The sequence below is a fragment of the Natronolimnohabitans sp. A-GB9 genome, from assembly GCF_030848565.1.
Taxonomy (GTDB): domain Archaea; phylum Halobacteriota; class Halobacteria; order Halobacteriales; family Natrialbaceae; genus Natronolimnohabitans.
In genome coordinates this window covers 1-19,825 of record NZ_JAVDDV010000037.1, presented here as the reverse complement: position 1 = coordinate 19,825, position 19,825 = coordinate 1, and the positions used below count along the sequence as shown (strand labels likewise).

Annotated in this window: 15 protein-coding genes; 11 read left to right on the top strand and 4 right to left on the bottom strand. The window is 57.8% G+C overall.

The genetic code is table 11. The annotated features are described in order from the left end of the window. Positions 1 to 11: 11 nt before the first annotated feature. The gene (locus tag RBH26_RS20495) at positions 12 to 1,463 is read left to right on the top strand and encodes an aldehyde dehydrogenase family protein (protein ID WP_306760219.1); all 1,452 of its coding nucleotides are present in this window, start codon (positions 12 to 14) and stop codon (positions 1,461 to 1,463) included. A 110-nt stretch (positions 1,464 to 1,573) separates the two neighbouring features. Here the strand turns inward: RBH26_RS20495 and RBH26_RS20490 are convergent, their stop codons facing one another. Further along, on the bottom strand, positions 1,574 to 2,278 hold the full coding sequence (locus RBH26_RS20490; RefSeq protein WP_306760218.1) for a metallophosphoesterase family protein: 705 nt from the start codon (positions 2,276 to 2,278) through the stop codon (positions 1,574 to 1,576). Here RBH26_RS20490 and RBH26_RS20485 point away from each other — a divergent pair. The 10 genes from RBH26_RS20485 (at position 2,249) to RBH26_RS20440 (ending at position 15,893) form a co-directional block, all read left to right on the top strand. After that, the gene (locus RBH26_RS20485) at positions 2,249 to 4,357 is read left to right on the top strand and encodes a PEP-utilizing enzyme (protein WP_306760217.1); all 2,109 of its coding nucleotides are present in this window, start codon (positions 2,249 to 2,251) and stop codon (positions 4,355 to 4,357) included. The genes RBH26_RS20490 and RBH26_RS20485 overlap by 30 nt on opposite strands. A 26-nt stretch (positions 4,358 to 4,383) precedes the next feature. Next, entirely contained in the window at positions 4,384 to 5,463 is a 1,080-nt protein-coding gene (locus tag RBH26_RS20480; protein WP_306760216.1) for a PEP/pyruvate-binding domain-containing protein, read from the top strand. A 390-nt stretch (positions 5,464 to 5,853) separates the two neighbouring features. Then, complete coding sequence (locus RBH26_RS20475) at positions 5,854 to 7,266, top strand: APC family permease (RefSeq protein ID WP_306760215.1); 1,413 nt, start codon at positions 5,854 to 5,856, stop codon at positions 7,264 to 7,266. A 219-nt stretch (positions 7,267 to 7,485) separates the two neighbouring features. After that, on the top strand, positions 7,486 to 8,859 hold the full coding sequence (locus tag RBH26_RS20470; protein ID WP_306760214.1) for an aspartate aminotransferase family protein: 1,374 nt from the start codon (positions 7,486 to 7,488) through the stop codon (positions 8,857 to 8,859). A 100-nt stretch (positions 8,860 to 8,959) separates the two neighbouring features. Further along, positions 8,960 to 9,445, top strand: a complete 486-nt coding sequence (locus tag RBH26_RS20465) for an Lrp/AsnC family transcriptional regulator (RefSeq protein WP_306760213.1) — start codon at positions 8,960 to 8,962, stop codon at positions 9,443 to 9,445. Positions 9,446 to 10,087: 642 nt separating this feature from the next. Then, positions 10,088 to 11,206, top strand: a complete 1,119-nt coding sequence (locus tag RBH26_RS20460; RefSeq protein WP_306760212.1) for an amidohydrolase family protein — start codon at positions 10,088 to 10,090, stop codon at positions 11,204 to 11,206. 2 nt (positions 11,207 to 11,208) lie between these two features. Continuing rightward, positions 11,209 to 11,595, top strand: coding sequence for a Rieske (2Fe-2S) protein (locus RBH26_RS20455; RefSeq protein ID WP_306760211.1), 387 nt, complete (start codon positions 11,209 to 11,211; stop codon positions 11,593 to 11,595). A gap of 115 nt (positions 11,596 to 11,710) precedes the next feature. Further along, positions 11,711 to 12,142, top strand: a complete 432-nt coding sequence (locus RBH26_RS20450; RefSeq protein WP_306760210.1) for a hypothetical protein — start codon at positions 11,711 to 11,713, stop codon at positions 12,140 to 12,142. Between the two features lie 159 nt (positions 12,143 to 12,301). Then, positions 12,302 to 15,181: an FAD-binding and (Fe-S)-binding domain-containing protein gene (locus tag RBH26_RS20445; RefSeq protein WP_306760209.1), complete on the top strand. Its 2,880-nt coding sequence runs from the start codon at positions 12,302 to 12,304 to the stop codon at positions 15,179 to 15,181. Between the two features lie 280 nt (positions 15,182 to 15,461). Continuing rightward, positions 15,462 to 15,893, top strand: a complete 432-nt coding sequence (locus RBH26_RS20440; protein ID WP_306760208.1) for a universal stress protein — start codon at positions 15,462 to 15,464, stop codon at positions 15,891 to 15,893. Between the two features lie 197 nt (positions 15,894 to 16,090). On the opposite strand, the gene RBH26_RS20435 is transcribed toward RBH26_RS20440, so the two are convergent. From RBH26_RS20435 to RBH26_RS20425, 3 genes are read right to left on the bottom strand one after another with little or no spacing between them, the layout of a single operon-like run. Next, positions 16,091 to 18,133 carry a TRAP transporter permease gene (locus RBH26_RS20435; protein WP_306760207.1) on the bottom strand — a complete coding sequence of 681 codons (2,043 nt, stop codon included), beginning with the start codon at positions 18,131 to 18,133 and terminating at the stop codon, positions 16,091 to 16,093. A gap of 9 nt (positions 18,134 to 18,142) precedes the next feature. Beyond that, positions 18,143 to 18,646 carry a DUF1850 domain-containing protein gene (locus tag RBH26_RS20430; RefSeq protein ID WP_306760206.1) on the bottom strand — a complete coding sequence of 168 codons (504 nt, stop codon included), beginning with the start codon at positions 18,644 to 18,646 and terminating at the stop codon, positions 18,143 to 18,145. A gap of 1 nt (position 18,647) precedes the next feature. Further along, positions 18,648 to 19,601, bottom strand: coding sequence for a TAXI family TRAP transporter solute-binding subunit (locus tag RBH26_RS20425; protein ID WP_306760205.1), 954 nt, complete (start codon positions 19,599 to 19,601; stop codon positions 18,648 to 18,650). Positions 19,602 to 19,825 lie beyond the last annotated feature (224 nt).

Here is a 19,825-nt window from a genome sequence, read left to right as displayed (position 1 = left end):
CAGGATTCACGATCGATGCGGACTGGAACGGATTGTATATCGACGGTGAATGGCGATCACCGGACGATCGAGAGACGATCCCGGTCGAAAACCCAGCCACTCGTGAGGTAGTCAGTGAAGTACCCGCTGCAACCGTCGACGATGTCGACGAGGCGTATTCGTCGGCCGTCGCTGCTCAGGAGGACTGGGAAACCGAACTCCCACAGGTACGCGGTGAGGTTATCGAAACGGTACAACGTCTCATCGAGGACCATCACGAGCAACTAACTGACCTTCTCGCGATCGAGTCGGGTAGTGCGCGGCCGAAGGCATCTCGGGAGTTTACGTCGACAGGGGAGATGATGCGCGATGTCGTGACCTATCCGTTCCGAATGGACGGTGGTCACAGTCAGTCGAAGATCGAGCACAAAGAAAACATAATCAAGCGTACACCTGTCGGTGTGGTGACCGTAATCTCCCCCTGGAACTTCCCGTTTCAACTCTCACTGCGTGCGGTTGCGCCGGCGATCGCGCTCGGAAATGCTGTGGTGCTCAAGCCTGCGACCGAAACGCCGATCAGCGGCGGGCTGCTGATCGCCCGCCTCTTCGAGGAGGCAGGATTACCGGACGGAGTGTTAAACGTTGTTACAGGACACGGCTCGGAGATCGGAGATCACGTCGCATCACACCCTGATTTGTCAGCTGTGGCGTTTACTGGATCGACACAGGTCGGTCAAGGGGTTGCGAAAAATGCGGCCGAACAGCTCGCGCTTCCGGCGATGGAACTCGGTGGGAACAATCCACACGTCGTCTTGGACGACGCAGATGTCGAGCAGGCCGTTGACGCGGGCACATTCGGCTCGTTTATGCATCAGGGCCAGATCTGCATCTCGATAAACCGTCATCTGGTTCATGAGTCGTTGTACGACGACTACGTCGAGCAGTTCGTCGACCGGGCCGCTGCCCTCCCGGTCGGAGATCCACTCGACGAAGAGACCGTCGTCGGACCGATTATCAACGAGTCAGAACGCGATACCATCCTCGACTATATCGACCGTTCGATCGAAGCTGGCGCCACGCTCGAACTCGGCGGTACTGCCGACGGGCTGTTCGTCAAGCCGACAGTGCTTTCGGATATGGACAACGATATGGCTGCTGCGTGTAACGAGCACTTCGGTCCAGTGGCGCCGATTATCCCGTTCGAGACCGACGCGGAAGCCATCGAACTGGCCAACGCGACGGAGTACGGACTCGCCGCATCGGTCCACTCGAGGACGCTCTCGCGAGCCCGATCCGTCGCAGACGAGATCGAGGCAGGGATGGTCCATATCAACGATCAGCCGATCAACAACGAACCGCACGTTCCGTTCGGCGGGACCAAAGCTTCTGGAATGGGTCGGTATAACGGGGAGTGGATCATCGACGAGTTTACCGAGCCGAAGTGGACCTCGATTCAGCACGAACCTCGTGAGTATTCATTCTAATATAATCATTAATCATTCTATGCTCATCTAGTCGAGTGTAAAACTATTGGACTCGATTTAGGAGGGATCTCACTCGAGACAATGTATCAAGACACATCGAATCTCACAAATCATTCGACAGAATCTTGAACTGACCGTTTCGTCCGGCCGAATACTAGCTCACCGTGTTCTAGCCCCTCGATCAGTTCCGTCGGAAGGCCGTGTTTCTCGATACGGTCCTGTACTTGCTCTTTGGGGTATTCGACACGGCGAAGATCGACGGTCTCACTATCGAGATTGAGAACGGCGTATGCTGCTCGCCAGTCACCGTCTCGAGGGAGGCCAACACTACCTGGATTGACAACGATGCCGTCTTCGAACTCGGACTTGGTCTGCATGTGCGTGTGCCCGAGAACGAGAATCGATTCCTCTCCGAGGAGTGTATCGGTAAAGTCCTCAGGATACGTGTATTTGTTCGGTTTCGCGGGAGCGCCGTGAGCGACGTGGACGTGATCGTCGTACAGATCGAGTTCGAGTGGAAGCTCGTCGAGATAGGCCAGTTCGTCGAACTCGAGACGATCAGCCGTCCAGAGTGCGGCAGCTTTTGGAATTTCATGAAAGTTGTCGTGGAAGTCGCCCAACGCTGCTCTGTCGTGGTTGCCCTGGATAGAGACGATATCGTATTCGCGGAACGTTTCGATGACGGCCTTCGGATACGGCCCGTATCCGACGACGTCGCCTGCGTGAACGACCTCGTCTACTTCGGGCATATCCTCGAGAACGGCTGCGAGTGCAGGCTCGTTTCCGTGTACGTCGCTGATGAGTCCGACTTTCATATCCGTTCTTCCACTCGTATTGTTTTCAACGTTTCCCTCTCTATAGTACGTTGTACTATAGATAGCTGTTTTGAGGGAACACTCAGCTATGAATTGGGCCATACACATTACGAATCATCCAAACCACCGGTAGTTATAATATCCCATAGCACGGAGGGTATCACCATGGGCGTTGATGACAGTACAACAGCGGTTGAGGACGGGGATCAAAGAGAGTGTGTGGAACGAAACCGATTCCCTCACGCTGGCGAACTAGAATTACCAGACGAGTTAGCGGGCTGGGAGAAGATGTATCCGGAATTCTTCCTGTTTGAGTTGTCTGACGATCGTAGAGATTATGAGCAAGATCAGTTTTGGTTCTGGGATAAGAAAGACTCCACGGAGCCGATCATGCCGTGGGATATGACGATTAGTGCCCAAGCGTGGCAGATTGCGATGGCCCAGAACACGAGTCGGGTGTTCGCGATCCCGCCATCGATGTCGGTCGACATCCGTGTAGTTGCCGGCTATGTCTATTTCAGCGGTATCCAAGTAACGGACGACGAACTCCTGCAAGAGCGGGCTGAGATTTTCGAGGAACGAAGCGAGTACTACTACGAGAACTACGACGCGCTGTACAACGGGACGTGGCTTCCCGCCGTAAAAGAAATCGGAAACGAGATCCAGTCGCTTGCGGTACCGGAGAAACTTCCGGACTACGTTTCCGAGGATGTCATCACCGAAGCAAAGGGTCAAAGTACACAAACACTGCAAGTCATCCAAAACTATAATCGACTCACGGAACTCGCACTCGAAGGATGGCAACGCCACTTCGAGTTCCTATATCTTGCGTACCTGGCGTACATGCAGTTTACGGAGACGAGCCGTGACCTGTTCCCGGATATCTCCGACGATGCCATCGGAAAGATGGTCTCCGCGGTGGAGGCCGATGTGTTCCGTCCCGATCAGGAACTCGATAAATTGGCTCGAAAAGCAGTCGAGTTGGGCGGCGACGTCCCGGCGATTCTCAAATCGGATCTGAAACCCGACGAGAAGATCGAACAGCTCCGTGCTAGTGAGACGGGCCAGGCGTTTATGGACCTGTTCGAAGAGGCCAAAGACCCCTGGTTTTACATGACCTATGGCGATGGCTTTCACAGCTACAAAGGGTCGTGGATCGACGATTTAGCGGCACCATTCAACCATCTCCAGACGAAAGTAGAGCGGTTGGAGTCTGGTGATTCGCTCGGTCGGGATTTCGATAAACTGCAGGCAGAGCGCGATGCGATCGTCGACGAATACAGACAGTACCTGAATCCAGACGACCGAGAGCAGTTCGATCACGCCTACGAGACCTGTATGTCGATCTACGAATATGCCGAGAACCACCAGTTCTGGATCGAAAACTGGCTTCATACTATCGTCTTCCGGAAAATGCGTGAATTTGGCGAGCTCGTCGTCACCCACGGCCTGCTGGAAGAGCCCGACGACATCTTCCTTTTCGACCGATTCGAGGTCGCCCAACTACTCGAGGAGACCTGTGAGACGTGGGCGCTCGGTGAAGGAGCATTCGTTACGGAGCGATGGAAGGATCGAGCCGCGAATCGTCGAGAAATATTCGAAGCTGCTCGGGAGTGGGATCCATCGCCGGCTCTCGGTGAACCGCCCGAAACCGTCTCCGATCCGCTCATGCAGATGCTCTGGGGGATCACGACGGAGAAAATCAACGACTGGCTCGACGTGGAGTCCGACAACGACGACGAGTCTCGACTTGATGGTTTTGGCTCCTCGTCCGGCCAGGTCGAAGGTAGAGCACGCGTAGTTACGGACGCGAAGGACATCAGCGAGTTAGCGGAAGACGAAATCCTCGTCGCACCACTGACGGATCCGGCGTGGGCACCAGTGTTCCCACGGGCGAAAGGGGCAATCACCGACGATGGTGGGATCACGAGCCATGCTGCCATCGTCTGTCGTGAATACGGGCTCCCCGCAGTAACTGGCACTGGTCACGCGACATCCGTCATCGAAACCGGCGATCTGGTCCGTCTCGACGGGCAAAGCGGTGAGGTCGAAATTCTTGAGAAAGCAACGCAGTCGTAAAAACACGAACTTCGATACCAGAGACTATGTCTGACACACCATACACCCTACATTTCGATGCCGAAGAGTGCAACAAGCAACGCGTTCAACTCGTCGGCGGAAAGAACGCGTCGCTCGGAGAGTTGATGGCCGCTGGTGACGCCGTTCAAGTCCCGCCCGGATTCGCCGTGACGACGGCGTTCTACGAGGCGTTTCTCGACGACCAGAACCTCGGCGAGTACATCGAGGACCGACTTGCAGAGGTCGATTTCGACGATGATACGGCTGTTGCTATGGCAAGCGAGGAGATCCGTACACGGATCCAAGACGCATCGTTTCCGGTGTTTCTCGATGCGGAACTGGAGGCTGCCTGGGGACGGTTACGCGAGACGAATCCGTCGACGGAGCTGCAAGTGGCCGTTCGGTCCTCAGCAACGGCCGAAGATCTCCCCGATGCCTCTTTCGCTGGCCAGCAGGATACGTATCTCAACGTGAGTGAACTCGAGCAGGTCAAACAACGCACGAAAGATTGTATGGCCAGCCTGTTCACTGCCCGTGCCATTACATACCGAGAGGAGAACGGCTTCGCCCACGATGAGGTACTGATCAGCGTCGGTATCCAGAAAATGGTCGAGGCACGTTCGTCCGGCGTGATGTTTACGCTGAACCCTGCGAACGGAGATCGATCGAAAGTCAGAATCGAATCGAATTGGGGTCTTGGTGAGTCTGTCGTAAGCGGGAAAGTCACGCCGGATAGCTTCCTCGTCGACAAACCAGTCTACAAAATCGTCGACCGAAACATCACTGAAAAGAAAGTGATGACGGTTCCGACTGACACCGGGATCGAAGAACTATCGGTCGACGAAGAGCGCAAGGACGTTCCGTCTCTCACCGCAAACGAAATCATCGACCTTACCGATATTGCGAAAGACATCGAACAGCACTACGGAGAACCGCAGGACATCGAATGGGCAATTGCAGAGACCAACGACGAAAAGCAAATCTATGTCCTTCAGAGTCGCCCAGAAACGACGTGGAACACAGACAACGAGTCGGCCTCCCCTCAAATCGATTCAGGCCGAAAGACTCAGAGTACAGCAGCTAGCATCCTAGATCGCCTTTATTGATCTCGTATACTGTGCCATGAATATTCAGCGAAGCTATCTTTGAGCAGCGAGAGAATCCCGTCGTTTACGGTAGCAAACGGAACTTGGATACGATTTCGAAATGACTCCCTGAGGTAGAGAATATACGATATAACTCAAAAGTCTGGGCTTCTTTTATGTAATTGAATTTCCGGCGGCCAAAAACGAACGGCATCAGTTACTATACTTAACTTCGTCGCACCGGACAGTTCGACGATTATGCATGCGCGAATCAAACATTTTAGTCGAAAAGCTATACTGGATCATCTGGACTGTATCTAAGATAGAACTATTCCCTTAGATGATGTCCCATATAGCGAACAATCACTGAACATGATTAGATTTATTATTAGTGATACGGATTCTCAACCCATGGTGAATGAGGAAGCGAATTCCGAATTCGAGCGGGTCCTTTCGAAACGCGACCTGTTCGTGTTAGCGTTCGGGGCAATGATCGGTTGGGGCTGGATCATTCAGACGGGGTTCTGGATCGACGAAGCTGGGGTCCGTGGCTCGGTTCTCGGATTCGTGTTGGGTGGACTGATGGTCGCCGTGGTCGGCCTGATTTACGGTGAGCTCGCCTCCGCGATGCCGTTCGTCGGCGGCGAGCACGTCTACAGTCTCCGGGCGCTCGGTCCGATCGGATCGTTCGTGTGTACCTGGGCGCTCATCCTCGGATACGCCGGCGTCGTCGTCTTCGAAGTCGTCGCGCTTCCATCCGCAATGGCATACATCGTGCCGGGTTTCAACGCGATCGAACTCTGGACCGTCGCTGGGCAACCAGTGTACGGAACATGGATACTCGTCGGCGGGACGGGAGCAGTCGTAATGACGTATCTCAACTACCGCGGCGTGAGACCGGCGGCTCAGTTCCAGACGATACTGGCTCTCGTTATCGCACTGGCAGGGATCACGCTCGCTATCGGCGCGGTTGCAAACGGGAACTCCCCGTCTAGTCCGCCGCTTTCAGACGTCGGACTCGCGGGCGTGTTTACCGTCGCAATAATGACCCCCTTTATGTTCGTTGGGTTCGACGTTATCCCCCAATCTGCGGGTGAAGCCGACGTCTCCCCTGGCCTGCTCGGGCTTTTGATCCCGATATCGGTCACGTTCGCTGCCCTCTTCTACATCGCCGTCATCTGGGCGTCCGGACAGGCGATGCCTGGATCCGAACTCGTCGAGAGCCCACTGCCTGCCGCGTCGGCGATGGAAGTGATCTTCACCAGTGAAGCCATCGGTCGGATTATGGCGTTAGCTGGCATCGCAGGTATCCTCACGAGTTGGAACTCGTTCTTACTCGGTGCCAGCCGTGCGGTCTACGCGCTTGCTGACTCGGGAATGCTTCCCGAACGGATGAGTACGATCCATCCGGAGTACAACACTCCGTCTACCGCACTCGTCCTCATCGGTGGACTCTCGATCGTCGCGTCCCTGTTCGGCGAGCAGATGTTGATCTGGGTCGTCAACGCCGGCGGGTTTGGGCTGGTCGTTGCGTGGGTACTGGTCGTCATCTCCTTTATCGTGCTTCGGTACCGCGAACCGGGGATGGATCGACCGCTCGAGCTTCCGTACGGCTACGCGTTCGGCGCTGCCGGGCTCGTTCTGACGGTGTTTTTCGTCGGGCTCTACCTCCCGGGTGGACCGTCCGCACTGGCGTGGCCCTACGAGTGGGCGATCGTGCTGTTCTGGATGATCCTCGGCGTGGTGTTGTACGGTCTCTCCGGATCCTCCGAGACGCAGTCGGAGTTCGACGCGGGAACTCACGAGGCGGAAGAACTCGACTAACGGCGTCACACGTTCTCGACGAACTTCGTCACGCGTCCGAAGGATCGGGGAGACCGATACGCCGGATATCGCTCCGAGACTGTAACGTGGCTACCGACGTCGAGACCATCGTTTCGACGTCGACGGCGACAGGGCACTATCACGCCCAAGATACTTCTTTAAATACTGCTAGTGAACGAGATACAAAGATTTAGTAATTTGTGGAACCTTGTCCAAACCATGGCCGCAGAACAGGCTTTCGACGATCTTCACTTTGCACAGGAGCCAGACGTTCAGACATCGATCCCGGGGCCGAAGTCCCAGAAACTGATCGAACGACAGCGAGAGATCGACAGCAGTGCAGTCGCGTATCCAAAGGTCGTTCCGATCGCAATTGAGGAAGCACGCGGTGCGACGCTTCGGGATGCTGATGGGAACACGTTTCTGGACTTTTTCGCCGGTATCGGCGTCCTCAACGTCGGTCACTCGAACCCATACGTCTTAGAAGCCGTCCAGAAACAGACCGAAGAGGTCGTCCACACCGTCGACTTCCCGACCGAAGCGCGTCTCGATCTGATCGAGAAACTCAACGACATCGCTCCCGGAGCACTTCCGGACGACAATCGCGTCGTGTTCGGCGGCCCAACGGGCAGTGACGCTATCGAGGCCACGATCAAACTCGCGAAGTACAACACCGGTGGCGACGGACTCATCGCGTTCCGTGGCTCCTACCACGGCGGGAGTGCTGGTGCACTTAGTCTGACGTCCGGGAAAAAGTACAAACAGCAGTACACGCCGATGCTCGCCGACGTCCAACACGTCCCCTATCCGTACCCACAGGCACAGGGGATCGAACCGGAAGAAGCGACCGATCGTGCGCTGGCCAACGTCAGGGAACTACTTGAGGATCCGTACAGCGGACTCGCGAATCCGGCCGGCATATGGGTCGAACCGATCCAGGGCGAAGGCGGCGTCGTAACGCCACCGGAAGGCTTCCTGCCGGGTCTCAAAGAGATCGCCGAGGAGAACGACGTTCCACTCATCATCGACGAGATACAGACCGGCTTCGGTCGTACCGGACAGTGGTTCGCAAGCGACTGGTACGACGTCACCCCAGATGCGATGCCGATGGCGAAGGCGATCGGCGGCATCGGACTGCCGCTGTCCGCGACGATGTACCGCGAAGAGCTAGACACCTGGGAGGCCGGCGGTCACGTCGGCACCTACCGCGGAAACGCTCCGGCGATGGTCGGTGGCCTCCGTGCGATCGAGTTCATCGAGGACAACGACCTCCTTTCCCACGCGCGAGAACTCGGTCGTTATATCCGCGATCGCCTCGAGGAGGCTGCTGATCACAACCCGCAACTCGTCGACGTTCGCGGTCGTGGGCTCTTCATCGGTGCGGAGTTCGCCGATTCCGACGAGATAAGCGGCAAAGAGCTCACTGAAATTATTCAAGAGGACTGTTACGAACGCGGCGTTCTCGTGTGGTCGGCGGGCCGCCGCGGAAACGTGCTCCGGTTGATTCCGCCACTCGTTCTCACACGAGAGCAGACCGAAGTGGGGATGGATATTATCTGTGACGCCATCGAACGCTACCCGCGGGATCGCTAGCGAACCGGAAGGTGGTTTTCGGTCGTGAATGCGATTTTCGGTCGTCGATTGACCGTAACGGCATACATTTATGGATAGAGTTGCATAGCTATGCGGAACGATGGACGAACGCGATATCCGGATACTCTCTGCGGTCGCGGAGGAAGGAACGGCAAGTCCCGAGAAACTCGCCGCTGCAACCGACATCCCGAAGTCGACGATCCACTATCGGCTGGAGCAACTCCGGGAGGACGGCGTCATCCTCGACGACGTGGGAACACTTGACCTGGAAAAAGCCGGGCTCTCGATCACACTGATCTCCGAAGTGTGGGCCGAGTTCGAAGAAGGATATCACGAAACGGTCGGTGAGAAACTCGCTGCCATCGAAGGCGTCAATCAGGTGTATTTCACCATGGGTGACACCGATTTCGTGGTCATCGCACACGCTACCGATCGGGGAATGGTCGAGCGACTCGTCGAAGACTACGAGGGAATCGATGAGATCGCACGGACGAGTTCGAAGTTCGTTATTACAACGGTCAAAAACGAACAGAATCCGCTCAACGATTTCGAGACCGAAACGCTCGTCGGGGCCCTTGCCGAATAACCGTTCACGAGCTGGCATCTATCAGTCGGTCCGATAGACGTTGATTTCGATAGTGTCGAACGCCACTTCAGCCGTTCTCTCACAGTGACTGTGAAGATTTACAGTTGTTCGTTTTGCAACTTCGAGACGCGTTGCTCCCCGCCTAGCCCCGGAAACGATCTTACAGGTGTTATCGCACGATCCGTTCTGCGGATAGTTTCGTGAAGATCGATAGCGAGTATTCAGATCGTTGGTCTAACGTCGCTTTCGGTCCCGCTTGGACCGTTCGATACCGAGTTTCGACAGGAGCGAAATGATCGAGTCGACGTAAATCTCTGGTAGCATGTCCCAAATGAAACGAGCAGCGTCCATACACGGCTCGAGCGGTGGAACTGCTGCTGTTCGTACCCGTGTATCACGTTGTGCTGACCCAATCTCCGACGCCGTATTACAGTTGTACCTTCGTAATCGACAGCTGGTTCGACTGTACTACTCTGAATCTATTTCGGTATTATCGAAATACACCCACGATAGATGGATAGTGTATCGAGCCGATTCGACGTCTTGAGCGAGGAGTTGGCGGTCGCCGGCTCCGTGTTTGATGTCGGTGACGGAAATCAACAATGATAAACTTTATCTGGTAGCGGAAGAACCGGATAACTGATGAGTGCTGAAGCTACAGAGTCGACTACAGTGCGTTCGCTAGACGACCTGGAAGTCATCGTCGATACCGACTTTCACCTGACGGAACGACAGGAAGACATCTTCCCGTATCTCGAGGACCCGTTTTATAGCCTGTTGAACAGTCAGAGTGAGGGAGACGACTATGGCTACCTGGGTCGTGTGTACCCTGCCCACGGGATGCTCTACTCGGTGACGGTCGGGAAAGCCGACTCGCCGACGGTGCGGACGCCGGAAGACGTCCAGAAGGGGAAAGACCTCATCGAGTGGGACAAGGCGATCGCCACGCCGACGCAGAACCTCTATCTCGGTGCTGTCCACCACGACGATCTCGCGGCCGCGCTCGCGAAAGCGTACAACAGGTGGCTGCTCGACAACATTATCGACACGGATGAGGGAGTCTACGGTGCTGCCGTCGTCGCACCGCAGAAGCCGGTTAAGGCTGCCGAAGAGGTCGACGACCTCGCCGACGAGTCGGGTATCGCCGCCGTCATGATTCCGAGCGGTTCGGTCGATCCGACACTCGGTAACGAAGTGTACTATCCGCTCTACGAGGCGTGTGAGCGTGCCGGGCTGCCCATCATGATGCACAACGCAGCTGGGACGATGATGACCCGATTCCCGTCGCAGTGGCAGTCGCTAAATCGGGCGCTTCCCGTTCATGCGACCTCCCACAACATGATGCACCAGGTGAATCTGGCGGACATGCTGACCCAGGGAGTTCCCGTTCGCTTCCCTGACCTCGATTTCGTCATCCAGGAGTCCGGCCTCGGCTGGTACCCGTACTTCATGCGGCGGTTCGATCACGATTACATGGGTGCGAAGTTCGACGCGCCGATGCTTGAGAAAAAGCCAAGCGAATATCTGCGAGATCAGTTCTATGTGACCAGCCAGCCCGTCGAAGGTGCGGACGATCCCGAATACCTCAACCAGGTCGTCCGCCTCTTTGGCGGTGAGGACAGTCTGATGTTCTCGTCGGACTACCCGCACTTCGACTTCGACTACACCGACGCGCTGATGAAGATCATGCGCTCGGAGTTCAGCGGTGACGAGATCAAGAACATCTACGGTGAGACCGCAGAACAACTCTACCAGTTCTAACAATGGCGACGAACACCGAACCACAGAACGCAGACGCTGAGAACCTCCATCACGTTACGTCCGCCGACGACATCGAGGACGGAGAACGCGTCGTCGTCGATATCGAGGGCCGAGAGATCGCGGTCTTCCACTCGAACGGCGAGTACCACGCCCTCTCGAACTACTGTACCCACCAGGGCGGGCCAGCCTGTGAAGGGCTGCTGTCCGGTACGATCGACGTCGACGAGGACGACGAACTGATCTGGACGTGTGACAAGGAAATCGTGGCCTGTCCGTGGCACGGTTGGGAGTTCGATATCACGTCCGGGGAACACCTCGCAAGCGACAAGTATCGGCTTCCGTCCTACGACGTTCACGTTATCGACGGCGACCTCTACGTCGAGTTCTGAGTCGCTACCGTCTCCGGCGGTGGCGACCCCAGCCAGCGGCGGGTACGGTCAGCGACCGACGTTTTCATACTCACTGAACCGATACGTCCGAACGGTTTTACTCTAGCACAACACCATGACGAACATACGCGACGAACACGATCTCGACGCCGAGGCACGACTCCAGGACGTAGCAGTAGACGTACCGGAGGAGCAACTGCCGGACGAAGACGGCGACACCGGACAGCTGCCGGAGTGGTGGGTCGAAGCCATCGAAGAGTTTCGAGAACACGATCTCCCTGCGTATCAGCCACCACGGTTCGCCGACGACGTTCTTACCCCACCGGTCATCGAACGGTTGGAAGCGGAGTACGACGCCGAAATTCGGTTCATGGGTGTCGGTGTCGAATACCGCGACACCTGGGGTGTCTACGTCGATGGCGAACAGATATTTACTGTCGACCGTGAACGCGAACCTGCAGGATACACCCGTTATCAGATACAAAGCGATGCGTTCGAGCGCAACGTTCGAAACCACTTTACTGACACTGGAGCTGAGACCACGTGACCGTACGATATCTCATCCATAACCGACCGGAGAACCGTATCGCGCCCCCGAGACGTTCGACCCCCACACACGGCTGGATGGGACCCAGTCCAGTCGTGTCCGATCTTGGCCCGACGGGCACAGCACAATGTAGTTTCCACCACCCAGGCCCCGCTGACCATGAGTACTGATACCCCACAGACTGCGTCTCCGTCACTCGAGGAAACACTCGACGGCGAGATCGATTTCGGAGAGACCACACGGACCCTCTACTCGACGGACGCGAGTATCTACCAGCAACGACCGTCGGGCGTCGCCTTCCCGCGGAATCGCGACGACGTTCGTCGAGTCGTCGAGTTCGCCCGCCGGCAGGGCACGAGCGTTACGGCCCGTGGTGCTGGCTCGAGTCTGACCGGCAACGCCATCGGCGAAGGGATCGTCCTGGATTGTTCACGGCATCTAGACGAGATCGTCGCCGTCGATCCCGATGCGAAGACGGTAACCGTCCAGCCGGGGGTCGTCCTCGACGAATTAAACGAGTTTCTCGAGCCGTACGGGTTGTACTTCGCCCCCGATCCGTCGACTTCGAGTACCTGTACCATCGGTGGGATGATCGCCAACAACGCTGCGGGTCCGCATTCGGTCAAACACGGCACCACCCGAGAGTACGTCCAGCGACTCGACTGTGTCCTCGCAGACGGCTCCCACGCCGAGTTCCGCCGGTGGGAACACGGCGAACTCGAGGCAGTCTGTGAACGTGACGACCGGGTCGGGGAGGTCCATCGTGTGGTCCGCAGGCTCGCATGCGAACACGCCGACGAGATCGAGGCCCAGTATCCGGACGTCGACCGAAACTCCAGCGGGTACGACCTCGAGACCAGCGCCAGTCCGAACGGCTCGTGGGTCGATCTCTCGCGGCTCGTCTCCGGAAGCGAGGGGACGCTTGGGCTGATCACGGAAGCGACGTTACAGCTGACCGAACGGCCCGAGACGCGTGCCGTTTCGCTCGTGTTCTACGACGATCTGATCGCTGCTGCCGACGCCGTGACTGCCGTACTCGAGACGGATCCCAGTGCGGTCGAACTCATCGACGATGCCGTTCTCGGCTACGCTCGAGACGCCTGGGGGTTCGATCTCGTCCCGGCTGACGCCGAAGCCGCGCTCTTGTTGGAGATCGAGACGACACACGACACACAGCAGGCCGACCTCGAGACGGTGGTGTCGGCTGCACGAACGGACGGAACGATCGACGTCGAGCGTGCCTTCGACGAGGCGGAGATGGCCGATCTCTGGAAGGTACGGAAAGCCTCCAACCCGCTTTTGAACCGCCAGCCCGGCGACGAACAGGCACTGTCGTTTATCGAAGATGCGGCGGTTCCACCGGCGCGTCTCCCGACGTATCTCGAGCGCGTCGCTGACGTCCTCCGGGACCACGACCTCCAGGCGAGCGTCTTCGGACACGCTGGACAGGGCGTCCTCCACATCAAACCGTTTCTGAACCTGAAGACGGAACACGACCGCGAACGGCTTCGCTCCGTTTCGGAGGCCGTCCACGAGATCGTCCTCGAAGTCGGTGGCTCCGTCTCTGGGGAACACGGCGACGGACGGCTTCGTTCCGAGCATCTCCCGGAGATGTACGGTGACGAACTCTACGACGCGTTCCGTGAGCTCAAACGCACCTTCGACCCCGACGACGTGTTCAATCCGGCGACGGTCGTCCCCGCGTCCGACGGCGAGCTCGCGAAAGTCGACGAGAACCTGCGCTACGAGGGATACGACCCGGAGACCGTCGACACGGCGCTCGATTTCAGCGCGGAGGAAGGGTTCGGATCGCTCGTCGAACAGTGCAACGGCTGTTCGAAGTGTCGCACGTCCGATGGCGGCGTCATGTGTCCGACGTTCCGCGGAACGGACGACGAAATCGCAAGCACTCGAGGGCGTGCGAACATGCTCAGAGCCGCGATAAACGGTGACCTCGACGAAGAGACGCTTACGAGCGACCGCTTCCAACAGGCGGTACTCGATCGGTGTATCTCCTGTAAAGCCTGCGAGACGGAGTGTCCGACCGGCGTCGATATGGCGAAACTGAAAACGGAGGCGAAACACCAACGCCATCGGACTGAGGGAGTGTCGCTTCGCGCACGGTTGTTCGGAAACGTCCGCACGCTCAACCGCCTCGGCTCCACGTTTTCGCCGATCGCAAACCGTCTCAAGGAGTTCGGCCCAGGCCGTCGCGTTGCCGAGGCTGTCGTCGGGATCGACCGGCGCCGGACGCTGCCGGATTTCGCAGCCGAACCGTTCCCCGACTGGTTCGCCGACCACGAGCCACACCCAAACGCCGGCGAGACGGGAACGGTCGCGCTCTTTCCGGACTGCTATATGGGGTACAACCACCCAGCAGTCGGCAAAGCGTCCGTTCGGCTCCTCGAGTCGTTGGGATACGCAGTCGAGGTACCCGACGTGGCCTGTTGTGGTCGAGCCCCACTCTCACAGGGACTCGTCGAAAAGGCTCGGGGCTACGCGCGACAGAACGTCGATACACTCGCCGAGTACGCCGACCGAGACGTCCCGATTATCGGTGTCGAACCGTCCTGTGTGAGCGCGTTCAAAGAGTACGACGACTTGCTCGAGGAAACCGCTACCGTACCCGAAACGACGGCGACGGTCCCCGCCTTCCTCGCCGACCGGAGCCGTGCCGGCGAGATCGAACTCCCCGATGGCGGTGATAGTACGGTCGCCTTCCACGGACACTGTCATTCGAAGGCCAAAGGCTGGGATAGTGCCCCCGTCGAGTTGCTCCGTGAGGCCGGCTACGACGTCCAGCCCCTCGATACGACCTGCTGTGGGATGGCCGGTGCCTTCGGCTACGAGACCGAACACTACGACCTCTCGATGTCGATCGGCGACGACCTCGAGTCGAAGATCGACGCCGCCGAGGCCGACGTCATCGTCACGACTGGCGCGTCCTGTAGCCAGCAGCTCGCGGACAGGGATATCGAGACGTCTCATCCCCTCGAACTGCTCGCGGAGCGACTCGACCTTTCCGGCGAGCACGAGTGATGCGGAACGCCGTACCGGTGTCCTGTCGCGACCGCCCCCATCCTGCGGTCGTGCCTAACGTACAGCGGACCGTCCGACGTCATCCGCAGCGACCGCTTCGATCTTGGCTGCTACTCGGATGACGGTCTGTATTCACGCCGATCGACGCGGATAGCCGGTTTACCACGAATAGACGAGCTCTGGCCGATTGTGGCGTCTTCGTGCCCATCGTACACCCGTATCGTGTTAGATGGGCTGAAATTGACATAACAGTTAACAGCCCTGGTACTAGTTGAGAAATATGGTCGTCGTCGCCGCAGTTGACCAGTCGAAAGACGTACAGCACGTACTCGAGGAAGGACGCGAGTTAGCAGACGCGTTCGATGAGTCGCTCCACGTCGTCCACGCGGTCGATTCGATAGAATTTGCGGAGGCACAGCGCGAACACGTCTCGGAATCAGCGGACGGGGAAGGGGTGTTGGACCGACAACAGTTCGCCGAGGATCGACTTCGAGGGCTACTCGGAGAGGAAGACGGAGACGTCGAAATCGTCGGACTCGACGGCGATCCTGCCGAATCGATCGTCGAGTACGCGACCGAGCACGATGCCCGGTACGTCGTGCTCGGCGGTCGGAAACGATCGCCGGTCGGAAAAGCACTCTTTGGAAGCGTCGCCCAGTCGGTGGTTCTCTCGCTGGATCGGCCAACAGTCATCGTACAGCCTGACGATTGATACGGACTACTGTACGTCGTTACCGTCGCAACCGCGACCCGGACTGCGGTTGCGCCGGTACATCGTTACAGCAATCCGTATGATACAGTCCCCTGTACCGATTGCCGAGAATCCACGGACAGGCCGTGGTTCGCCGGCAACGACGGACAGCAGAAGTCGAATAGTTAAAATCTAATCCGAAACGCCAGCCGTGGGAGCTACCGGCTCGTCGCGGACACGAGCGGGAGACTGTCGTTGACTGCCATATACTGACGGAGGAAGGTCACGAGGAACACCGCAAGTGCGGCTCCGTCCGTAAGAAGGCCGGGTAACAACAATCCGAGTGCAGCAGCGAACAACACGACGCGCTCGGGGATCGATGCATCGGTGACCAGGTACGCCTGCGTCGCCGCCGATAGCGCGATTACGCCGATGATAGCCGACACTGCTGCGATCGCGATAGCAGTCGGATCACCGATGAGGATGAGTTCGGGCCCGTAGACGAACATAAACGGAATGAGAAAGCCGGCGAGTGCGATGCCCATCGCTGTCGCTCCCGTCTTCCATGGATCGGATTCAGCAATGCTCGATGCGGTGAAGACCGCGAGCATGATCGGTGGGGTGATCGCGCTGATGATCGCAAAGTAGAAGATAAACAGATGTGCAGCGAGAAGCTCGACGCCCAGGTCGGTCAGGGCAGGAGCGCCAAGCGCGGCCACGACGACGTATGCCGCCGTCGTCGGTAATCCCATTCCGAGGATGATCGCGGTCACCATCGTCAACAACAGGCCGATGATGAGGACACCGCCGGAGACGCTCGAGACGATCGCGCTGAACTGGAGCCCGAGTCCGGTGAGCGTGACGACGCCGACGACGATCCCTGCCGTTGCACACGCCGCGGCGACGATCAGTGTCATCTGAATACCTCGATCGAACGCGTTGACCGCAGCACGGCCGTATGCAGTGGTAAGTGAGGAGGCCGTCGACCAGTCACCGTTTTTCACCGCGAGCAGGAATCGCTTGACCCCCGAAATCGGCGTCGCAACGACGATCGTGATCAGAATTGCGATAAACCCGGCGTACATCGCCGTATATCCCGCTGCAAGGAGATACACGAGTCCGATGATCGGGAGGGTAAAGTGGGCCCCGTCACGAAGCAACTTCTTGGAGTCCGGTAACTGATCGCTCGGCAGTCCTTCGTACCCTCGCTTTTTCGAACGGAAATGGACCGCAGTGCCGACGGCGAGGAAATACAGGAGTGCGGGGATGACAGCTGCAGCGATGATCTCGACGTACGAAATGCCGGTCCAGACGGCCATGATGAACGCACCAGCACCCATCACCGGCGGCATGATCTGTCCACCGCTACTCGCCGACGACTCCACAGCAGCCGCGTAGTGGTCGTCGAACCCAGTTCGTTTCATCAGTGGGATGGTAAACGCGCCGGTGGTAGCGGTGTTCGCGACGGCGCTGCCGTTGAGACTCGCCATGAATCCGCTCGCGATCACCGACGTTTTCGCCGGCCCGCCGGATAACCGGCCCGTAAGCCCGTATGCAACGTCGATAAACCAGTCTCCGATCCCACTTACCTCGAGGAACGCTCCGAAGATGATAAACAGCACGACGAACGTTGCGCTCACACCGAGTGGAATGCCGAAAATTCCCTCCGTGGACAGATACAGGTGGGAGATGATCCGCTCGTATCCATAACCACGGTGGGCAAACATTCCGGGCATCATCGGCCCGAGCACGGCGTACGCGAGGAAGGCACTGCCGATCACCGGAAGAATGATACCCGTCGTTCGGCGGGTCATCTCAAGCACGATCAAGATGGTCAAGCCGCCGAATACGAGATCCAGCGCTACCGGCTGGCCCGCTCGTTCCGCAAGCGTGCCGTACTGAATCGCGTACGTGAGATACAGTACGCTCGGGATCGTCGCCGCGACGAGAAGCCAATCGTACCAGGGGACGTGATCCGACGGTTCACCGGTGTGTGCTTCGTACCAGATAAAGACGAGCGTCGCCGCGAACGCGAGGTGAATTGGCCGGTTGACGAACGCTCCCGGAACGCCGAATCCCGCAGTGAGTGTGTGATAAAGACCAAGCGACACTGCGATCGCAACCGCGAGTAGTTTGATTCGACCGCCGATCGATCGTTTGGCTGTGCCGCTGAGATGACTCCCTCGTTCGGCGACTGTTTCCTCCGTCTCGAGGCTCAATTCATCGTCCGTACTCTGTTGTGTATTTTGACTCGTGGCCATAGTTTGAGTCTACATTCGTGCTCTCGTTTCGTACATAATGTACTCGAGATACGTGACATGCTCCACAGAGAGCGTCACGGGCTCCCAGGGCTCAGTATACGTCTCCAGCGATCGGTTCTCGTCGGCGATGAGAAGCCGCTGCTCGGTCGTTGCCGCCGTTCGGATGGTAACGGAACCGACCTCTCGATCGACGTCGGCGACCGTCCATCCATCTACCTGTCGCGTTTCACGCTCGAACTCCAGTCCGGCAGCGTAGTACGCGTACTCCTCTCGCACCTGAACGATCGACGTCCCATCGACGGTGTACACTTCCCGGATCGGTGTCCCCTCCGAAGAGTGGACGTATTCGATCGCGAACTCCTCGCCGTCGTCGATCGGATACACCGCACGTATCTCGCCGGACTGTCCGTGTTCGACGTGTACGATCGTCCCAGCAGGCACCGCCGCAAGCACGGCACAGACGACGAGCGTGACGAGAGCTGTCAGTGCAACGGCAACGCGAGCGACTGTCATCCTAGAGGTTGTCGTCGAAGTAGTCCTCAGCACCGGGATGGAGATCGATCGGTGCGTTGTAGACGGACTCCTCGAACTGTTCGGCGACCTGATGGATGTCCTCGAGTTCGTCGAGGTTCGTGAAAATCGCCTCGACGACGTCGTAGAGCAACTCGTCGTCCATCTCTTCGTGGACGATCATCGTGTTGGTTACGCCGGGATTGGCGATCGCTTCCTCCTGGTCGGGGTACGTCCCGGCAGGGATCTCGGCAGCCGCATAATACGGATGGTCGTCGGTGATCGCTTCGAGATCTGACTCCGGGAAATCGAGCATCCGGACGTCTCGCTGTGAGGCGAGTTCTTCGATCGACGACGCTGGATAGGCGACGCTCCAGAACCCGGCGTCGATATTATCGTCCTGTAACGCACTAGATGTTTCCGAAAACGAGAGCCGTTCGTCGTTGATATCGTCGAAACTCAGCCCGTACCACTCGAGGAGTTCTTCGGCGATCACTTCGGTCCCGCTGCCAGGAGCGCCGACGCTTACGTCCAGTCCCTCGAGGTCGTCAAGCGTTTCGACGTCGGAGTCTTCCGGAACGACTACCTGAGTGTGGTTGACGTATGCGCCGAACGCTGCCTTGAGCGGAATCTCGTCGTCGAAGTCGTCTTCCCCGTCGACGGCCAACTGGACCGTGTTCCCGAGCGCCAGTGCCATCTCCATCTCTTCGTTGCCGACGAGTCTGGAGTTTTCCGCACTTGCGCCCGTCGATTCGGCTGTCGCATCGACGTCCAGTTCTTGGTTGAGGATGTCGGCGATCCCACCCCCAAGTGGGTAGTAGACACCGCCAGTTCCACCTGTTCCGATGGTAAGGAACTGCTCTCCACCCCCAAGGCAACCGGCGATTCCGACGGCTGCGCCGACACCAGCCGTACTCTTGAGAACACGTCTGCGGCTAACATGGTTCCCGTTATACATAGTCAACTACAAAAATACATCACAATTATAAATAGTTAACGGATGGTTGCCCAGAAACGAAATCCCATTAACATGGGTATTGATTGAACGAAATCCGAGTAAGTGTGTACAATGATAGATAAGGTCTAAAGACAACATTGTTAGCTCGCCACTTCGGACGAAACGATTCTACACCGACCACGTTCGAACCACGGTCGAACGAGGACTGCTGTAACTAGTACCGT